Genomic DNA, 16,604 nt, shown 5'->3' with positions numbered 1-16,604 from the left:
CCTACCGACTGGTCAAAGGTATCGCATACAGTAGACATCCCCCGGGCGCGCAGCATTCAGAACCAGAGACATCCTGACATGATTATTTTATGGGTTAACACGCATTATATGGCTTCGGTGGCAGGCTCTATGTATAGAAAATCCTATACCAAGCATAAAATGCATTATTTTTAATATACCTTCTATCTTTCTAAACTCGCATCCAACCTTAAATGATGTGAGAAATGATCATGCCTTTTGTTGTGTATATCTTCACCCTGAGCGCATTTGCCCTGGGCCTGGCAGAGTTTGTACCCATTGGACTCAGCGATGTCATGGCTTCGAGCCTAAATGTCACCGTTGAACAGGTCGGCGCGACTGTCACTGCCTATGCATTGGGTGCAACATTCTCTGCACCAATCCTGACCGCACTAACAGCCAGTTGGTCCAGAAAAAATGTCATGCTCGTGACGGCTCTGGTATTTACCCTGGGGAGCTTCGTGGCTGCTTTTGCTTCCACACTCTCCGCAATGGTTGTTGCACGCTTTGTGGCTGGCATCGGGCATGGATTATTCCTGGCTGTAGCTGCAAGCACCGCAGCGAAGCTAGCGGGACGCGGTAAAGAAGGACGTGCCGTCGCAGTTGTCTTCGGTGGGTTTACTCTGGCAATGGCTATTGGTGTACCACTGAGTACCTGGCTTGGTGGTGTCATGGCATGGCGGCCCGTCCTTGCTGTTATAGGCGTATTTGGTGCAATCGGCTTCGCTGGTTTGCTGTTTGGTATGAAAGATCCGGTCCGCGCATTACATGGCGAACACAGTGCCTCTGCAATGAAAAGTATCGCAGCATTGCTGAACCCAACATTACTCAGTGCAGCACTCGTTACCGTACTGTCTTATGCCGGGTCGTTCACGGCCTACACGTATATTGCACCAATGCTGACACAACTGACAGGCGTCGCTGCGGCGAGTGTGGGCATTTTCATGCTCGTATACGGTGTATTTGCTGCTATCGGTAACATTTTGGGTGGCAAAATCACAGATTCACTCGGCGTGAACCGGGCTAACATTCTTATCGTCGGTGGCATCATTATTATTGCTCTTGGGATGTGGGTCTTCTCAGGTTCGGCGGTCATGATGGGCATTCTTGTGGCACTCCTCGGTATGTTTACTTTCGGCGCTGTACCTGCCTTGCAGGCAAGATTGATCAGAGTTGCATCCGAGAAAGCTCCTCATGCTGCAGGTGTTGCATCTGGGCTGAATATTGCTGGGTTTAACTCGGGGATAGCTCTTGGTTCCGTAACCGGTGCTTTTACAATCAGTAGCATGGGGATTGTATATACCAGTCTTGCAGGTGCTGTTCTGTCTCTTTTGGGACTTCTGCTGCTGCTTTCACAAATTGCCAAGAGTAAAGCACACCATTAATCAATGAGGGGGACTAATGTTAACTCGTGATTACATTCTGAGTGGAGAATTCCACCGGGCACATGAATTAACACTCCCTGGTCATATGATCTGGGATCGTGAAAAAATCACAGAGTCTATGCTGACAACATTGAAGGAGCGCCCTTCTGGCGCTCCAGTCTGGATTTTTGCTTATGGTTCATTGATGTGGAATCCATTACTTGCAGTGGAGGAGATGCGTAAAGCAACTCTTTCTGGCTGGCAGCGCCGTTTTTGTATCCGTCTCATCTCCGGCAGAGCTGTCCCGGAAAAACCTGGCCGCATGTTATCTCTGGATAAAAACGGAGATGCCGTGGGGATTGCATTCAGACTGTCTGACAGCGGACTTGAGAAAGAGCTTTTGCTGGTCTGGATCCGCGAAATGATAACGGGCTTGTATCAGCCCTGCTGGCTGCAGGTGGTTCTGGATTCCGGGGAGCAAGTCGATGCCATTACATTTGTCAGCGACAGACACCACTCACTGTACATCAGTAACAGCTCGGTAGAAGATGTTTCTCCGGCTATTCTCCAGGCTCATGGAACCATCGGCAGTAATGCAGATTACGTCTATCAGCTTGAGCAAACCCTCGATTCCTGGAATATCCTGGACAGCTATGTTTCTGATGTGTCTAAATCTCTACGCGCCATTACTCAGAGCTGGGATGGTTCTTACCAGAAGGGGGGACATCCGGGGGAAATTTGAAGGGATTCAGCGTTGCCGTGAGTCTTTAGGCCGAAATTTACCTGCCGCTCTTAGAATCTAACGTGGCTTCTGGAATAATCATTGCGTTATCTTCTGTAAGGGAAACTGCCAAATGAGCCATTTGACGCACTTGAGAACATTTCTGGAAGTCTATCGTGTTCGCTCCATCTCTCAGGCTGCGGTTAATTTAGGGATCACGCAACCAACGGCATCCTTACACATTCAGGCTATCGAGATGTTTGTCGGTAAACCTCTTTTTATTCGCCAGCCAAGAGGGGTTGCATCAACAGTTGCAGCTGATGAGCTGGCTCGTTCTGTCGCGCCGCATCTTGATAGCCTTGAGATGAAACTGGCCGCCTATCGGCTAGGGCAAACTGAGGGCGGCACGGTTCATATTGTCGGTCCATCTGATTTTATACATAACCGACTGGCTTCTTCTCTGGCAACTCTGATACCGGATGGTTTCAATTTTCGGTTACATACTGGTAATAAGCAGTTGATTTATAGTTTACTGGATTCAGGCGCCATTGACCTCGCGGTTACGGCATCAATGCCAGATGAGCATCAGTACGCGTTCGCTCATTTATTGACTGAACGAATGATGCTTGTATTTGCGCCAGCGCTAGCCAGAGCAGTAGGCAAACCGACGAAAGAATCATTAAGCCAGACTCCGCTGATAGCCTACGATGAAGATTTACCCCTAATCAGAAGCATCTGGTTATCGTTTTTTCAGATATCACCGGATATTAAAGCAGCATTTACTATCCCCGATTTGCGCATTATTAAAAACATGGTAATCGAAGGCCATGGCTGGAGCGTTCTGCCCGATTATCACTGTCAGGATGCCTTGTCTGACGGCAGGTTGCTTGCCGCCAATGCTGTTACAGATGCTCCTACTAATAACCTGTATCTTGTCTGGAATAAGAGGGGGCTGAAGAGTCAGGCAATTGGTTATATTCGCGATTATATTCTTACTCTCTTTCGGTGATGCTGCCAACTTACAGATTTAGTGTATGATGGTTTTTTTGAGGTGCTCCAGTGGCTTCTGTTTTTATCAGCTGTCCCTCCTGTTCAGCTACTGACGGGGTGGTGCGTAACGGCAAAAGCACTGCCGGACATCAGCGCTATCTCTGCTCTCACTGCCGTAAAACATGGCAACTGCAGTTCACTTACACCGCTTCTCAACCCGGTACGCACCAGAAAATCATTGATATGGCCATGAATGGTGCTGGATGCCGGGCAACCGCCCGCATTATGGGCGTTGGCCTCAACACGATTTTACGTCACTTAAAAAACTCAGGCCGCAGTCGGTAACCTCGCGCATACAGCCGGGCAGTGACGTCATCGTCTGCGCGGAAATGGACGAACAGTGGGGCTATGTCGGGGCTAAATCGCGCCAGCGCTGGCTGTTGGCTCCGGAAGACGGTTGTTGCGCACGTATTCGGTGAACGCACTATGGCGACGCTGGGGCGTCTTATGAGCCTGCTGTCACCCTTGACGTGGTGATATGGATGACGGATGGCTGGTCGCTGTATGAATCCCGCCTGAAGGGAAAGCTGCACGTTATCAGCAAGCGTTACACTCAGCGCATTGAGCGACATAACCTGAATCTGAGACAACATCTGGCAAGGCTGGGACGGAAGTCGCTGTCGTTCTCAAAATCGGTGGAGCTGCATGACAAAGTCATCGTGCATTATCTGAACATAAAACACTATCAATAATTTTGAGTCATTACCGCCGCTGGCTTGAAAAGGTTTTGCTGCAACTGAAACTTGGTGAAGGGATTAGTACTCTGCCAGAAGATTCAGATCTTATGCTCTGAGGCAGGAATAAGGGGGCGTCTGCCCCCTTTATCTTGTGTGCCGGGCATGCTCAGCAGCTCGGGGGTGAGAGTCCCCTGTCCAGCCTGATGGTGGCGAAGGACTAGTGAAGCGCAAGGGCGTCGTCGTGAGGCGGGGTCTGAAGGAAGCGTGCAGCAAAACCATGACCTGACGAACAGAAACCCGATATGAGGCCTACCTGCCTGGCGGAGCAAGCAAGTGATTGCGAAGGCCATAACCATCAAGAGGCGGGGTGGTAAATTGGGCAGGTGTGTGGTGAAAGCGGCTGGGTTTACCCCGGAAGACCTGTCTGTCGTTCTGTATTCAGAACTGAGCGTACCGTAAGGTGCGCTGACCGGCGTACAGGAGTCAGCAGAGGGCATAGTAGGGCGTGACGTCCGAAGGCCCGAACGGTAATGAGTGACGAGTACCAACGGAGGTTCTGAACGGTCATGCAGCAGAAAACGCATCGCGGCCCTGAAGCCCGAGGACGGGGTGAAGCCCCTGATGCCGGTTCTCAGGGGGCTGAAACCGTGCAGGCACCGACGAACAGAGAAAGTCCGTCGTCAACAGCGTGGCTGATGGAAGCCATCTGTGAACCAGTCAATCTCAGGCAAGCCCTGAAAAGAGTGAAGGCCAATAAAGGTGCGGCGGGAGCCGACGGCATGAGCGTAAGCGAACTGCCGGAGCACCTGAGACACAACTGGCCGGAACTGAAAGCGCAACTGCTGTCCGGCAGCTACCAACCATCCCCTGTAATAAGAGTGACCATCCCGACGGTGGTGGATCGCTTTATCCAGCAGGCGATGATGCAGGTGTTGCAGGCGCGGTGGGATGCGTCGTTCAGCGACAGCAGCTACGGGTTCCGGCCCGGACGCTCCGCCCATCAGGCAGTGAAACAGGCTCATGAATACATCAGGGCCGGGTATCACTGGGTGGTCGATCTCGATCTGGAGAAGTTCTTCGATCGGGTGAATCACGATGTGCTGATGAACCGGATAGCGAAACGGGTATCGGACAAACGGGTGCTGTCACTTATCCGCAGGTTCCTGAATGCAGGGGTCATGGAAGCAGGTCTGGTAAGGCCAGTGACAGAAGGGACGCCGCAGGGCGGTCCGCTGTCGCCGCTGTTATCAAATTTACTGCTGGACGACTTCGACAAGGAACTGGAGAAGCGGGGTCTGAAGTTCGCCCGTTATGCAGACGACTGTAATGTGTATGTGAAAAGCGAACGGGCAGGCAACCGGGTGATGGCGGGGCTGACGCACTGGCTGAGCCGCAAACTGAAGCTGAAGGTCAACGCGGACAAGAGCGCGGTAGCGCATCCGGAGACGCGTAAGCTCCTGGGTTACAGCTTCAGAAGGGGGCAACAGGTGTGGTGCGTGGTGTCGCCGGAGTCGGTGAAACGCTTCAAAACGCGGATAAAGGAACTAACAAGGCGCACCACAGGGAGAAGCCTTGAACAGCTAATCCAGCCATTAAAGCGATACCTGACGGGGTGGAAAAGCTACTATAGGCTGAACCAGTGGTCATCGCTGATGCGCGGACTGAGCAGATGGATAAGGCGCAGGCTGCGCAGTATCCTCTGGAAACAGTGGAAAACGGGTAGCAAACGCTACAAAGAACTGCGCAGTCGTGGTATCAGCAAAGCCCTTGCAGCGCAGACGGTGGGGAGTTGTCACAAGCAGTGGCGGATAAGCTGTAGCCCGGCACTGAATATAGCGCTCCCGAATCGCCTGTTCACCGGACTGGGCCTGCCAGAGTTACAGGCGGGCGACGATTAACATAACCGAACCGCCGTATACGGACCCGTACGTACGGTGGTGTGGGAGGAGGCTGATCGTGAGATCAGCCCCTATCCCGATTCCGGCGATACGACAGGGGTATTCGCGAGATGCGCTGCATCAATACTCCTGTCATATCGTCGTGTTGCATACGCAATCTCACATGCTTCAGCATTCACCGAGGATTTTTAGTGATTTTTTTGAAGATCTCTAGGGCTTCGGTTGTTAACTGATCATGTTCGATAAAGTAACTGTCACATGCTACCTGCTTTTGAGCAGGGGATAGATTAGGGTTGCTTGTTAATTCAGCAGTTTTAGCTGCTATTTCTGCCAAACGTTCAAAAATCTCTGAAATTCTTTGGTTATCAGTAGAAAGTATTTTACTTACATCGTATTTACCTGATATCAGTGAGTGCTACATTGAGTCAGGGTTTCGCAATAGCTTTAAGCATTAGAATGCATACAATTTAAGTGGGCGTTGTTGGCTTATATTATGGCAGAGGGGCTGGCGGTATGGTCAGATATTGACACTTTGAATGTTTGCATCATAAATTATTAAGGTGGTGAATCCCCCTATGCGGAGGGGCGACCAGTCAGTTACAGAAACCTGTAAATGCAGCGCGGGCCATGCCGACTGGGGCATGCTCACCGGGAGGCACCCGGCACCACACTGTCACTAAGCATATTGAATATTTCATAGTGGGTTTACTTTTGCGGTTGCCCTTCTATGTTTATAGAACGTAACGGCAAAAGTGAATGCTTCCTGGTAAATCGGTAGCTCGGACTATTAGGTGCACCTTCCTTTCGTTACAGCCTTGGCTGCCAATTTTCTTCCCGCTTCTCTGGCGGTTTTTTTTTGCTCGTAATCTGCCCAAATAAATCATCAAAACAAGGAAGGCGATGGATTCATTTGCAGGAACTCCTTTCCCCTTCAACGGAGTGAGGCTCAAAGCAATAAGAAGCGGAACAGAAGGATGCTTTACGCCGAAAAAATAGGTCATGGCGACGTTTGGCATTGAAGAGACGTTATTGAGATGTTAAGTTTTATGGGTGGTGAATCCCCCTGAGCGGAGGGGCGTAAACAGTATTGTTTTATTGCTAAACCGAATGCGCGAGTCATGGTGGCTGACCAAAGGCTTACCGGGAGGCACCCGGCACCACAACTTCACCTCAAGCCCACGTTAACGCGTGGGCTGTTCTTTTCCAGCGGATCTATTCAAAGGCTGCGCATTTGCGTGGCCTTTTTCATTTCAGGCTCACGGGAATCATCATCGATACGGCTCGTTGTTAAATCAGCCCGGTGGGCCTGACCCCCTACACGCACAAAGCACCCCGTTAATCCGGAGGTGGAGTATGTATCGAATGGACAAGCTAACAACAGGTATTGCCTACGGAACGTCCGCAGGTAACGCGGGGTTCTGGATGTTGCAATTGCTTGACAAAGTATCCCCATCCCAGTGGGCCGCTATTGGTGTTCTGGGAAGTCTGGTATTTGGCTTGCTGACATACCTGACGAATCTGTATTTCAAAATTAAAGAAGACCGGCGAAAAGCTGTGCGAGGTGAATAATGTCTCCGACACTACGTAAAAGCGTTCTTGCTGCAGTCGGCGGTGGAGCCTTTGCGATTGCCTCTGCACTCATTACTGGCCCGACGGGTAATGATGGGCTTGAGGGAGTGCGATACGACCCTTATCAGGATGTGGTAGGTGTCTGGACGGTTTGCTACGGCCACACAGGTAAAGACATCATGCTCGGCAAAACCTATACCGAGGCAGAGTGTCGGGCGCTACTAAATAAAGACCTGAATACCGTCGCCAGGCAGATCAACCCTTACATCAAAAAACCGATCCCAGAAACTATGCGTGGGGCTTTGTACTCGTTCGCCTATAACGTCGGAACTGGTAACTTCCAGACCTCCACACTGCTTCGCAAAATCAACCAGGGTGACCCTAAAGGAGCGTGCGATCAACTGCTCCGCTGGACCTATGCCAAAGGTAAGCAGTGGAAAGGACTTATTACCCGGAGGGAAGTTGAGCGTGAAGTTTGTTTATGGGAGCAAAGATGAGTCGCTTAACCGCCGTTATCATCACTATAACAATCCTGCTGGCCTCTAACGTGATTTCGTGGCGCTCAGGCTGGAGTTCTCACGCTGATCACATCAATGCTCAAGCTTCAAAGAAGAGAGAGAAGGCCGAGAGTACCATTAAGCCTGTAGAGGAAAAGGCCGCTACTGCTAACGAAGCGGGTAAGGTCATCTACAAAACAATAACACGTGACGTGGTGAAATATGTTCAGTCTCCGAATCGTATTGTATGCAGGTTTGATGATGATGCTGTGCAGCTGCGTCAGCGGGCCATCGATGCTGCCAACTCCATCCCCGGATTTGATGAGCCCGCCGTGCAAAGCAAGTGACGCCGCGAAGGACAGCGACGAAGATCTGCAGGCTGATATTGAAAGCACTCAGTGCTTGCGGCAACTGAGATTGGATAAGTACCGCTGGCAGGCTTATTATAAAGCTATAGCCGGATAGGTTATTTTCTTGTTGAGTTCAGTCCCTGCCTTGCTTATATCCTACCCAAAAATGAGTGGGTGGATTGTGATTAAAAAATGTTATGCAAGAATGTCTGATCCAGCTTCAGGTGACAAACTGTCATTGGCAGTACTTGTATCAGATGGTGGACTTAAGATTTTTATCTATTATTTTAATAAAGGAGGGGCTCTCTCTCATGGTATAAAAGATAAGCAGGGTAAGTATATTTTACGAGGTGAGCAGAATGCTGGGAATATCAATCTTGTCAGAGATAACACGATTGATTACACTCTTTTGGTGGTTAATGATTACACCGGTGGAAATGGTGATCCCGATAAATCCTCTCCTATGCTTTGCGCATTGCGCGAGGGGCAGATACTCATTATCGAATGCAAAAATAATTTTATAAGAAAACCATTAAGGCTTGATGAGCTCAGGTTTGAATATAACTAATCATCATACGCGCCTTATATGTTCGAAGGACATAACAACTCTTAGGTATCCTGTTTCTGGATATCCTGGAAATGTGCTGCTGGTGGGCTTAGTTCTTGGAGCCTTTTGTCCAGCAGTTTCAGGTTATAAAAAACCCCGTGGAGTAAATCCGACAAATTGACGGGGTGCTGCAGGGGCAGCCAATGTAGGAGTGTAGTCAGATTGCGGGATGTTTTTCTACTGGTTTTGAGAAAAAATGGAAGGCCAGATACTACAGGAAGTGGCTCATCCATGAGCTCACAGGTAGAACGACGGACTTTGTCGTGGCAGAGCAAAGTCATTAGATAGTTTAGACAACACTCCGGATATAACAAGCGTAGCGGGTGTAAATCAGTTAACGGAGCTCAGCGGCTAAGGCATCAAGCATTCACTAAGTGGCTTTGATAATGCTATAGTTCGCCAGAAAGAACAGATTGCATGGTGTCATGCGATACAGCTCATATTTAGAACGTCAGGGTTAAGTTAGCGGTGAATATAACTATTAATAGTGGGGTTTTTGGTTATTTGCTTTTTTTATTGACTATGTGGCCAGTTTTTATAACGCTGTGTCTAGCAATGTCTATAGCATTTTACGGAGTCTTAATGAAGAAGACTGCACTTGCCTGGCTGCTTTCTGCTTTATTTTTTGGCATATTTGGGGGTCTGTATGGGTATTAATTTACTGATATTGAGGTTTTTTTTCGAAGTATGCAAGAATTCATTGCTGTCGTCATCCATCGAATTCATGTATGCTGATAAGGATTTTTAAAGGAAAAGGAATGGATGATGAATACCCAGAAGCTTCTGGATACATACATGTTAGTTGGTGCCGGTCTTTCTCGCGTCAAATATGAGATTTTCACGGGAGATGAAGGGTCATATGCATTTATTACGATTTATGCATATGAGCCTCATTTCCATATTAAGGGCTATGATTCCTTAAAGTTAGACGAAACTGTTGATGTCAGATCTCAGATCGAAGGGCATTTCGCAGATACCTACCAGTAGCCAAAACCATATTTCTGAATCTACAGCCCCGCTTATGCGGGGCTTTTTATTGGGGTGAATATGGCATCAAGTTCACCCAAGTTCACCCTGGCATCATCCCTGTAACACAAAACGGTGTTAACGACTGCGTTATCACTAACTTCGGAAAAAGTTATGCCTCCACGCGCTAAACGACCTTGCCGGCACAAAGGATGCACGGCAGTAACGAATGATGTCAGATCCATCGGCAGCAACACGCCGGTGATGGCTGGCGTAACTATCAGCCCGGAAAAACTCGGCATGCACGTGGTTATGGTCGTCCGTGGGAAATTAAACGGGCCCGTATCATGAAGAGGGATAAATACCTTTGTCAGAACTGCAGGCGAGACGGTATTGCCACGAAAGCCTCAAGTGTCGACCACATCATTCCTAAAGCTCATGGCGGTACCGATGATGACTTTAATCTGGAGTCATTGTGCTGGACCTGCCACAGCAAGAAAACAGCAACAGAGAGAACCCGATGAAGAGTTTCAAAATTGAATACGTTGATGGCGTTTTGACCGTTCTGGAGACTGATGGTCAGTCACGAATGAATGAAGCCGTGCATGGCATCCATTTTGAGCATGTTCAGGGCGGCCGCCCACTGCTGAAACTGACGATTGCGCATGATATTGCACCGGCACCGGCTGCTGAGTCGGCTCAGGAACCTTTAGTGGGTGAGCTGGTACAGGATCAACAATCTCCGTTTCCCGGCGGTCATCGTTCCCGCCATCGTAGGGGAGGTAAGCAATGATGTATAAACGCACGGATCTGACGCTCTCCATGTTCTATGCATCCAGCGCTGATGCAGACGGGAACAAAGTGGCTACGTTGACGATGGAGGTAATTGCAGCTGAGGTTGGAGCCGTCCAGACCAGCCAGCTGCGATGTATAACCGATACCTCAGACAACCGGAAGACCATGTCAACGCGGATCATGGGCTTCAAAGCAGGTGTTGAGGCAGGAAAATGCATAGACAGGATCTTAAGGGAGACAGTGAAAAGCTCGTTGCGTTGGCCAGGCACCATGGCGAAGTACTGTGAGCCTTTGCACTCTGCGCATTACCCGAAAGAAAGCTCATCTGGGGCGGGCCAACCATGCCCGGGTGTTCGACCGGAAGCAGCGGATACACGCGGCCCTAGGCTGATTGCAGAATACACCGCAGTTCGGCTGCGATACATCTTGTCGCGCACTGCGTGCAGCCTCCCCGAAACTGCCCGGAGCCATGCCAAGGCGATATAGGCCCCTTGGGAGTCGGCAAGACGCATCTGGCCATCGCACTGCGCTATCGGGCGGGCAGTGCGGCATCAAGACCCGCTTCATCACTGCGGCCGACCTTGGTGCTGCAACTGGGCGCGGACCAGCGTAACCGTCCGAGCATCCCGGCTGGCTTGACCCCGCCAAGCTAAGAGATGGTGGCAGTTCGTGGATGCCGTTTCCCGGGTGCACGCGATCCGAGACCACGCGATCAAGCAGGAAAACGAGCACCTGGGCTTGTCTGACTGACAGCTGGCCGGCGACGACAAGATGGAAAAGTTCGGCGTGTGGCTCTGGCGGCAACGATCCCGCGAAGGGCGGACGGTGCTTGAGCTGTTGAACGTAAGCGTGCGGGCAAACCGTCTTGCGCGACTATGCCGGATGCCACCTATGCGGCAGCAGCTCTGCAATCTCACTCGCCCGCTGAGCCGGCAACCGTGTCAGCACATCCTTGAGATAGGCATACGGATCGTGCCCATTATTACGGGCCGACTGGATCAAACTCATGATCGCAGCAGCGCGCTTGAGCATACGAACCCGCGCCGAGCATTTGAGAAGGCAAGGGGATGAACGCTGGCTGGATAGCCGTGGTTTTCTGGGTAAGCAGGCGAATCCATTTGTGGACGAGGTTGGCATTGAGGCTGTAGCCCAAGGCGATGTTTGCGATGGAGGCCCCGGGTTCAGAACACTCCTGAATGACCTGGGCCTTGAAAGGTTTGCTGTAGGTACAGCGCTGAGGGCGCATGGAAAATCCGCTTGATGGGCCATGGCCTTCGGCGGCGGTGTCGGGAAGGTGTGTTGGCCGGACGGATACTGTTGAACTACGTTGCCTGGGGCAACGGAAGTGTTTCGGCCCGACTCTGGAACGCGATCCGCAGCGACGACTGGGCAATTCCGCACGTTGGCCTGAGCAGCCTCGGGGAAATCGTCGTCTGGACGCGCCCAGACGAGTTTCCGCCAAGGCACATGCAGACGAGCAAGGGGCTGCGGGCACTCGGCTACAACGTGAGGATCGGTGTTTGATCGAGGCGCCTGTGGCACACGCAGGCTGACGAACCAGGCGCTGTCCATTGCCTGCTCAGGCCACCCCCTGCGCCTTGCCTGAGCAGTTGACCTGCATCAATGGGGCGGGAGAACGCTGTACATTGACTCTTGACTCTTGACTCTTGACTCTTGACTCTTGACTCTTGACTCTTGACTCTTGACTCTTGACTCTTGACTCTTGACTCTTGACTCTTGAAGTTTGTCATGGTAAGCGTGATATCTTACAAAGTTTTGCAAGGATTTCCTAGGCCGGAACCGCAAAGCGACGCGATTAGAGAGGGTGAGATGAAAGCGCACCTACAGGTGATTTTCGCGCTCGATGAATTGGCTGCGTACTTGAAAGTCGGCAAACGGACGCTTTATCGGCTCGCCGCGCATGGGGAAACTACGGCTTTCAAGGTGGGCGGGACGTGGCGGTTTCGTCAAAGTGAAATCGCTCAGTGGATCAATGATCAGACCCGAGCCGGAGCAAAGAAGGAGGTGATGCGCAAGCGTGAACAGCAGAAGTCATCCGAGCAGCCCGTGTTGCCTGGGCGCACTGCCCGTCGCAGCAGGCAAAGGGCTTGAGTAACTCGTTCCAATTTTTCTGGAGGTATGACATGGACATCGATTTCAAGAAGTTGGCTCCCTGGAACTGGTTCAAGAACGAGCAGCAAGAGCAGCAGAGCGCCTCTTCCCTGCCGGTGCAGCGCAATGACCTGCCAGCGGCGAGTGGGCCAGTCAGCCCGATCCTGCAACTGCATCGGGAAATCGACCGGCTGTTCGATGACGCATTCCGGGGCTTCGGTTTTCCGGCGTTGAACATGCCGCAGTGGCCATCCGATTGGTCGGGCATGCTGAAGCCGGCCCTGGACATCCAGGAAACCGACAAGCAGTACAAGATTGCCCTGGAAGTGCCCGGTGTCGAGGAGAAGGACATCCAGATCACCCTCGACAACGACGTGCTGATGGTGCGTGGCGAGAAGCGCCAGGAACAGGAGAAGAAGGAAGGTGGCTTCCACCGTGTGGAGCGAGCCTACGGCAGCTTTCAGCGTGCCTTGAACCTGCCTGACGACGCCAACCAGGATTCGATCAAGGCATCGTTCAAGAACGGGGTGCTCACGGTCACGATTGACAAGCGCGAGGTCAGCTCGCCGAAGCAGGGGCGCTCGATCCCGATCAACGGCTGACGTCGCCGGCTCGTTCGTCACAAGAAAAACCCGGCTCGAGACGAGGTGTCGCGGCTTGCGATGCCTCGTCGCCTCAACCTTGTCAACCTTCTCAGGAGCATCAGCATGCCCAGAAAACAATGCCAGGTCTGCGGCCAACCCGCCACCGTGCGGGTGGAAGCCAGTCTCAACGGGCGTCACAGCACCATGCTGTTGTGCGACGACCATTACCGCCAATTAGTGCGCCAGCAAAAACGCACCGTTTCGCCGCTGGAAGCCTTGTTCAGCTCGCGCAGCGGCCTGTTCGAGGACTTCCTCGGCAGTGACTTCTTCCGCATCGGCGACGACACGACGCCCGTTGCCGCCGATACCGATGATGTGGTCGATGCCTCGTTAAGTGAGCCCGCCGCCGCAGGTTCAGGTGTGCCGCGCCGTCGCGGCAGTGGGCTGGCCAGCCGCATCAGCGAACAGTCGGAAACCTTGCTGCAGGAGGCCGCCAAACACGCTGCCGAATTTGGCCGCTCCGAGGTGGATACCGAACATCTGCTGCTGGCACTGGCCGACAGCGACGTGGTCAAGACCATCCTGGGTCAGTTCAAGATCAAGGTCGATGACCTCAAGCGGCAGATCGAGTCTGAGGCCAAGCGCGGGGACAAGCCCTTCGAGGGCGAGATCGGCGTGTCGCCACGCGTGAAGGATGCGCTCAGCCGCGCCTTTGTGGCCTCCAATGAACTCGGCCATTCTTATGTCGGTCCAGAGCATTTCCTGATCGGTCTGGCTGAGGAAGGCGAAGGGCTGGCCGCCAACCTGCTACGCCGCTACGGCCTGACGCCGCAGGCGCTGCGCCAACAGGTCAGCAAGGTGGTGGGCAAGGGCGCCGAGGATGGCCGCGCTCAGACGCCGACCAACACGCCAGAACTCGACAAGTACTCGCGCGACCTGACCAAGATGGCGCGCGACGGCAAGCTCGATCCGGTGATCGGCCGCGCACAGGAGATCGAAACCACCATCGAGGTGCTGGCCCGGCGCAAGAAGAACAACCCGGTGCTGATCGGCGAGCCGGGTGTGGGCAAGACCGCCATCGTCGAAGGGCTGGCGCAGCGCATGGTGGCGGGCGAAGTGCCCGAGACCTTGCGCGACAAGCGACTGGTGGAACTCAACATCAACGCCATGGTGGCCGGCGCCAAATATCGCGGCGAGTTCGAGGAGCGCGTGCAGAAGGTGCTGAAGGAGGTGACCGAGCACCAGGGCGAGCTGATTTTATTCATCGACGAGGTGCACACCATCGTCGGTGCCGGCCAGGGCGGTGGCGAAGGCGGGCTGGACGTGGCCAACGTGTTCAAACCGATGATGGCGCGCGGTGAACTCAACCTGATCGGCGCCACGACGCTGAACGAGTACCAGAAATACATCGAGAAGGATGCCGCACTGGAGCGGCGCTTCCAGCCGGTGACAGTGCCCGAGCCGACGGTGGCCCAGGCTATCATGATTCTGCGCGGCCTGCGCGACACCTTCGAGGCGCACCACAAGGTCAGCATCTCCGAGGACGCGATCATCGCGGCGGCCGAGTTGTCCGACCGCTACATCACAGCGCGCTTCCTGCCGGACAAGGCGATCGACCTGCTCGACCAGGCGGCCGCGCGCGTGAAGCTGTCGGCCACGGCCCGGCCGGTGGCCGTGCAGGAGCTGGAGTCCGAACTGCACCAGCTGCGGCGTGAACAGGATTACGTGGCCGCGCGCAAGCAGTACGACCAGGCCGCCGAGCTCGGGAAGCGTATCGAAGCCAAGGAGGCCGAGCTCAAGAAGCTCGTCGAGGACTGGGAGCGGGAGCGGGCCTCCGGCAGTGCCGAGGTCAAGGCGGAACACGTGGCGCAGATCGTCTCGCGCCTGACCGGCATCCCGGTCAACGAGTTGACGGTGGAAGAGCGCGAAAAGCTGCTGCACTTGGAACAACGGCTGCACGAGCGCCTGGTGGGACAAGACGAGGCGGTCCGTGCCGTGGCCGATGCCGTGCGGCTGTCCCGCGCCGGCCTGCGTGAAGGCAGCAAACCGGTGGCTACCTTCCTGTTTCTGGGCCCGACCGGGGTGGGCAAGACCGAGCTCGCCAAGGCATTGGCCGAATCGATCTACGGCGATGAGCACGCCCTGTTGCGCATCGACATGTCGGAATATGGCGAACGCCATACCGTGGCGCGATTGGTGGGCGCGCCTCCGGGCTATGTCGGTTACGACGAAGGCGGTCAGCTCACCGAGAAGGTGCGGCGCAAGCCCTACAGCGTGCTGCTGCTCGACGAGATCGAGAAGGCACACCCTGACGTATACAACATCCTGCTGCAAGTGTTCGACGACGGTCGCCTCACCGACGGCAAGGGCCGGGTGGTGGATTTCACCAACACCATCATCATCGCCACGTCCAACCTGGGTTCGGACATCATCCAGCGACGGCTGAAGGCGCGCGGGGCGGCCGGCGAGGAGTACGAAAAGACCAAGGCCGGAGTCATGGACGTGCTGCGTGGCCATTTCCGGCCCGAGTTCCTCAACCGCATCGACGAGATCATCGTCTTCCATGCGCTGGGCAAGGAGGAGATCCGCCACATCGTCGGCCTGCAGCTCGATCGCGTGGCGCGCAGCGCCGCCAGCCAGGGCGTGACGCTCACTTTCGATCAGACGCTGATCGACCATTTCGCGGAAGAAGGCTACAAGCCCGAGTTCGGTGCGCGTGAACTCAAGCGCCTGATCCGCAGCGAGCTGGAAACTGCGCTGGCGCGCGAGATGCTCGGCGGCGGCATCGGCAAGGGCGATCACGCCAGCGCACGCTGGGACGACAAGGCCGAACGCGTGGTGTTCGAACGCAAAGAGCCACCGCAGACCCCGGCCGAGCCGGAGCAGCCGGATGCCGCGAAGGCGAGCGACGCATCTTGATGGCGGGCGAGGCTGCCGTGTCCGACCCCATCGGCCTGGCACTGGCATGGGCAGCCTCCCTGGCCTCGATCGCGGTGGCGGTCGTGGCCGCAGGTCACGCGGGCGTCTACAAGCGTGATCCGCAGTCGGCCACGCCGTGGGGACTGCTCATCAGCGGCGGCACTGCCCTCCCGCTCGCTGGCCATCCGTTCGCGTGACGGCGCGGCCCATCTGTTCACCTGATCCTCTGGCAACTCGACTTTCGAGGAACAAGGCCCATGGCTGGGTGACGCGGGCAGGCAACTGATAGTCGGTACTCTGTTCGACATTTCTTCTCGCAAGGAAATAGAGCAGCAGTTGCTGCGTATGGTGATCACCGACCCCTTTGCTTCACGGTTGAGGGAACATGTTCGCGCAACCGACATGGCTGCCCGGATTGGGGGGAGGAATTCGCTGTGTTGTTGGAAGCGGCATCGATAGAAGGCGCCCAAGTATGGG

General features: G+C 54.0%; 17 protein-coding genes and 4 pseudogenes. 19 read left to right on the top strand and 2 right to left on the bottom strand.

The genetic code is table 11. The annotated features are described in order from the left end of the window. Positions 1–230: 230 nt before the first annotated feature. The 14 genes and pseudogenes from ACQUTI_RS22570 to ACQUTI_RS22505 all read left to right on the top strand — a co-directional run. Positions 231–1,403, top strand: a complete 1,173-nt coding sequence (locus ACQUTI_RS22570; protein ID WP_049013159.1) for an MFS transporter — start codon at positions 231–233, stop codon at positions 1,401–1,403. Between the two features lie 16 nt (positions 1,404–1,419). Further along, positions 1,420–2,124 carry a gamma-glutamylcyclotransferase gene (locus ACQUTI_RS22565; RefSeq protein ID WP_225545493.1) on the top strand — a complete coding sequence of 235 codons (705 nt, stop codon included), beginning with the start codon at positions 1,420–1,422 and terminating at the stop codon, positions 2,122–2,124. A 112-nt stretch (positions 2,125–2,236) separates the two neighbouring features. Then, entirely contained in the window at positions 2,237–3,112 is an 876-nt protein-coding gene (locus tag ACQUTI_RS22560; protein ID WP_225545494.1) for a LysR family transcriptional regulator, read from the top strand. 50 nt (positions 3,113–3,162) lie between these two features. Continuing rightward, positions 3,163–3,845: pseudogene (locus ACQUTI_RS22555) on the top strand (IS1 family transposase). A 551-nt stretch (positions 3,846–4,396) separates the two neighbouring features. Beyond that, entirely contained in the window at positions 4,397–5,728 is a 1,332-nt protein-coding gene (gene ltrA, locus ACQUTI_RS22550) for a group II intron reverse transcriptase/maturase (protein ID WP_225545498.1), read from the top strand. Positions 5,729–7,081: 1,353 nt separating this feature from the next. Further along, positions 7,082–7,297, top strand: coding sequence for a class II holin family protein (locus tag ACQUTI_RS22545; RefSeq protein WP_017880269.1), 216 nt, complete (start codon positions 7,082–7,084; stop codon positions 7,295–7,297). Then, positions 7,297–7,794: a lysozyme gene (locus ACQUTI_RS22540; RefSeq protein ID WP_023279523.1), complete on the top strand. Its 498-nt coding sequence runs from the start codon at positions 7,297–7,299 to the stop codon at positions 7,792–7,794. Before ACQUTI_RS22545 ends, ACQUTI_RS22540 begins: the two co-directional genes overlap by 1 nt. Further along, positions 7,791–8,141 carry a hypothetical protein gene (locus ACQUTI_RS22535; RefSeq protein WP_085395243.1) on the top strand — a complete coding sequence of 117 codons (351 nt, stop codon included), beginning with the start codon at positions 7,791–7,793 and terminating at the stop codon, positions 8,139–8,141. Before ACQUTI_RS22540 ends, ACQUTI_RS22535 begins: the two co-directional genes overlap by 4 nt. Positions 8,142–8,349: 208 nt before the next feature. Further along, on the top strand, positions 8,350–8,712 hold the full coding sequence (locus tag ACQUTI_RS22530; RefSeq protein ID WP_428923374.1) for a hypothetical protein: 363 nt from the start codon (positions 8,350–8,352) through the stop codon (positions 8,710–8,712). 801 nt (positions 8,713–9,513) lie between these two features. Beyond that, the gene (locus ACQUTI_RS22525; protein ID WP_223790111.1) at positions 9,514–9,738 is read left to right on the top strand and encodes a DNA gyrase subunit B; all 225 of its coding nucleotides are present in this window, start codon (positions 9,514–9,516) and stop codon (positions 9,736–9,738) included. 153 nt (positions 9,739–9,891) lie between these two features. Next, positions 9,892–10,241 (top strand): annotated as a pseudogene (locus ACQUTI_RS22520) (HNH endonuclease). After that, entirely contained in the window at positions 10,193–10,510 is a 318-nt protein-coding gene (locus ACQUTI_RS22515) for a hypothetical protein (RefSeq protein WP_080861691.1), read from the top strand. The pseudogene ACQUTI_RS22520 and the gene ACQUTI_RS22515 overlap by 49 nt, the downstream one beginning before the upstream one ends. Continuing rightward, on the top strand, positions 10,507–10,998 hold the full coding sequence (locus tag ACQUTI_RS22510; RefSeq protein ID WP_058837171.1) for a Tn7-like element transposition protein TnsE: 492 nt from the start codon (positions 10,507–10,509) through the stop codon (positions 10,996–10,998). The genes ACQUTI_RS22515 and ACQUTI_RS22510 overlap by 4 nt, the downstream gene beginning before the upstream one ends. Then, positions 10,995–11,095 (top strand): annotated as a pseudogene (locus ACQUTI_RS22505) (ATP-binding protein); the annotation flags it as partial. The gene ACQUTI_RS22510 and the pseudogene ACQUTI_RS22505, both read left to right, overlap by 4 nt. A gap of 290 nt (positions 11,096–11,385) precedes the next feature. Here ACQUTI_RS22505 and ACQUTI_RS22500 read toward each other — a convergent pair. Together ACQUTI_RS22500 and ACQUTI_RS22495 are read right to left on the bottom strand one after the other, a co-directional pair. Beyond that, positions 11,386–11,550, bottom strand: a pseudogene (locus tag ACQUTI_RS22500) (transposase domain-containing protein); the annotation flags it as partial. Then, positions 11,495–11,758, bottom strand: a complete 264-nt coding sequence (locus ACQUTI_RS22495; protein ID WP_162556057.1) for a transposase — start codon at positions 11,756–11,758, stop codon at positions 11,495–11,497. The pseudogene ACQUTI_RS22500 and the gene ACQUTI_RS22495, both read right to left, overlap by 56 nt. Positions 11,759–11,772: 14 nt before the next feature. On the opposite strand from ACQUTI_RS22495, the gene ACQUTI_RS22490 reads away from it, so the two are divergent. From ACQUTI_RS22490 to ACQUTI_RS22470, 5 genes are all read left to right on the top strand, one after another. After that, positions 11,773–12,036: a hypothetical protein gene (locus ACQUTI_RS22490; protein WP_049015287.1), complete on the top strand. Its 264-nt coding sequence runs from the start codon at positions 11,773–11,775 to the stop codon at positions 12,034–12,036. Between the two features lie 306 nt (positions 12,037–12,342). Beyond that, on the top strand, positions 12,343–12,624 hold the full coding sequence (locus ACQUTI_RS22485) for a helix-turn-helix domain-containing protein (RefSeq protein WP_049015292.1): 282 nt from the start codon (positions 12,343–12,345) through the stop codon (positions 12,622–12,624). Positions 12,625–12,656: 32 nt separating this feature from the next. Next, positions 12,657–13,226 (top strand): small heat shock protein sHSP20, encoded by a 570-nt coding sequence (gene hsp20 / locus ACQUTI_RS22480; protein WP_058837170.1) that lies wholly within the window; start codon positions 12,657–12,659, stop codon positions 13,224–13,226. Positions 13,227–13,331: 105 nt separating this feature from the next. Then, positions 13,332–16,127, top strand: coding sequence for a heat shock survival AAA family ATPase ClpK (gene clpK / locus ACQUTI_RS22475; protein WP_080861688.1), 2,796 nt, complete (start codon positions 13,332–13,334; stop codon positions 16,125–16,127). Further along, a complete protein-coding gene (locus tag ACQUTI_RS22470) occupies positions 16,127–16,324 on the top strand; it encodes a hypothetical protein (RefSeq protein WP_035896695.1) in 198 nt (65 codons plus the stop codon). The genes clpK and ACQUTI_RS22470 overlap by 1 nt, the downstream gene beginning before the upstream one ends. Positions 16,325–16,604: the final 280 nt, after the last annotated feature.

Source organism: Klebsiella sp. 7-CIP_Kleb. (genome assembly GCF_050378655.1).
Lineage (GTDB): Bacteria > Pseudomonadota > Gammaproteobacteria > Enterobacterales > Enterobacteriaceae > Klebsiella > Klebsiella quasipneumoniae.
The sequence above is the reverse complement of the archived record's forward strand: the minus strand, read 5'-3'. Positions and strand labels throughout refer to the sequence as shown.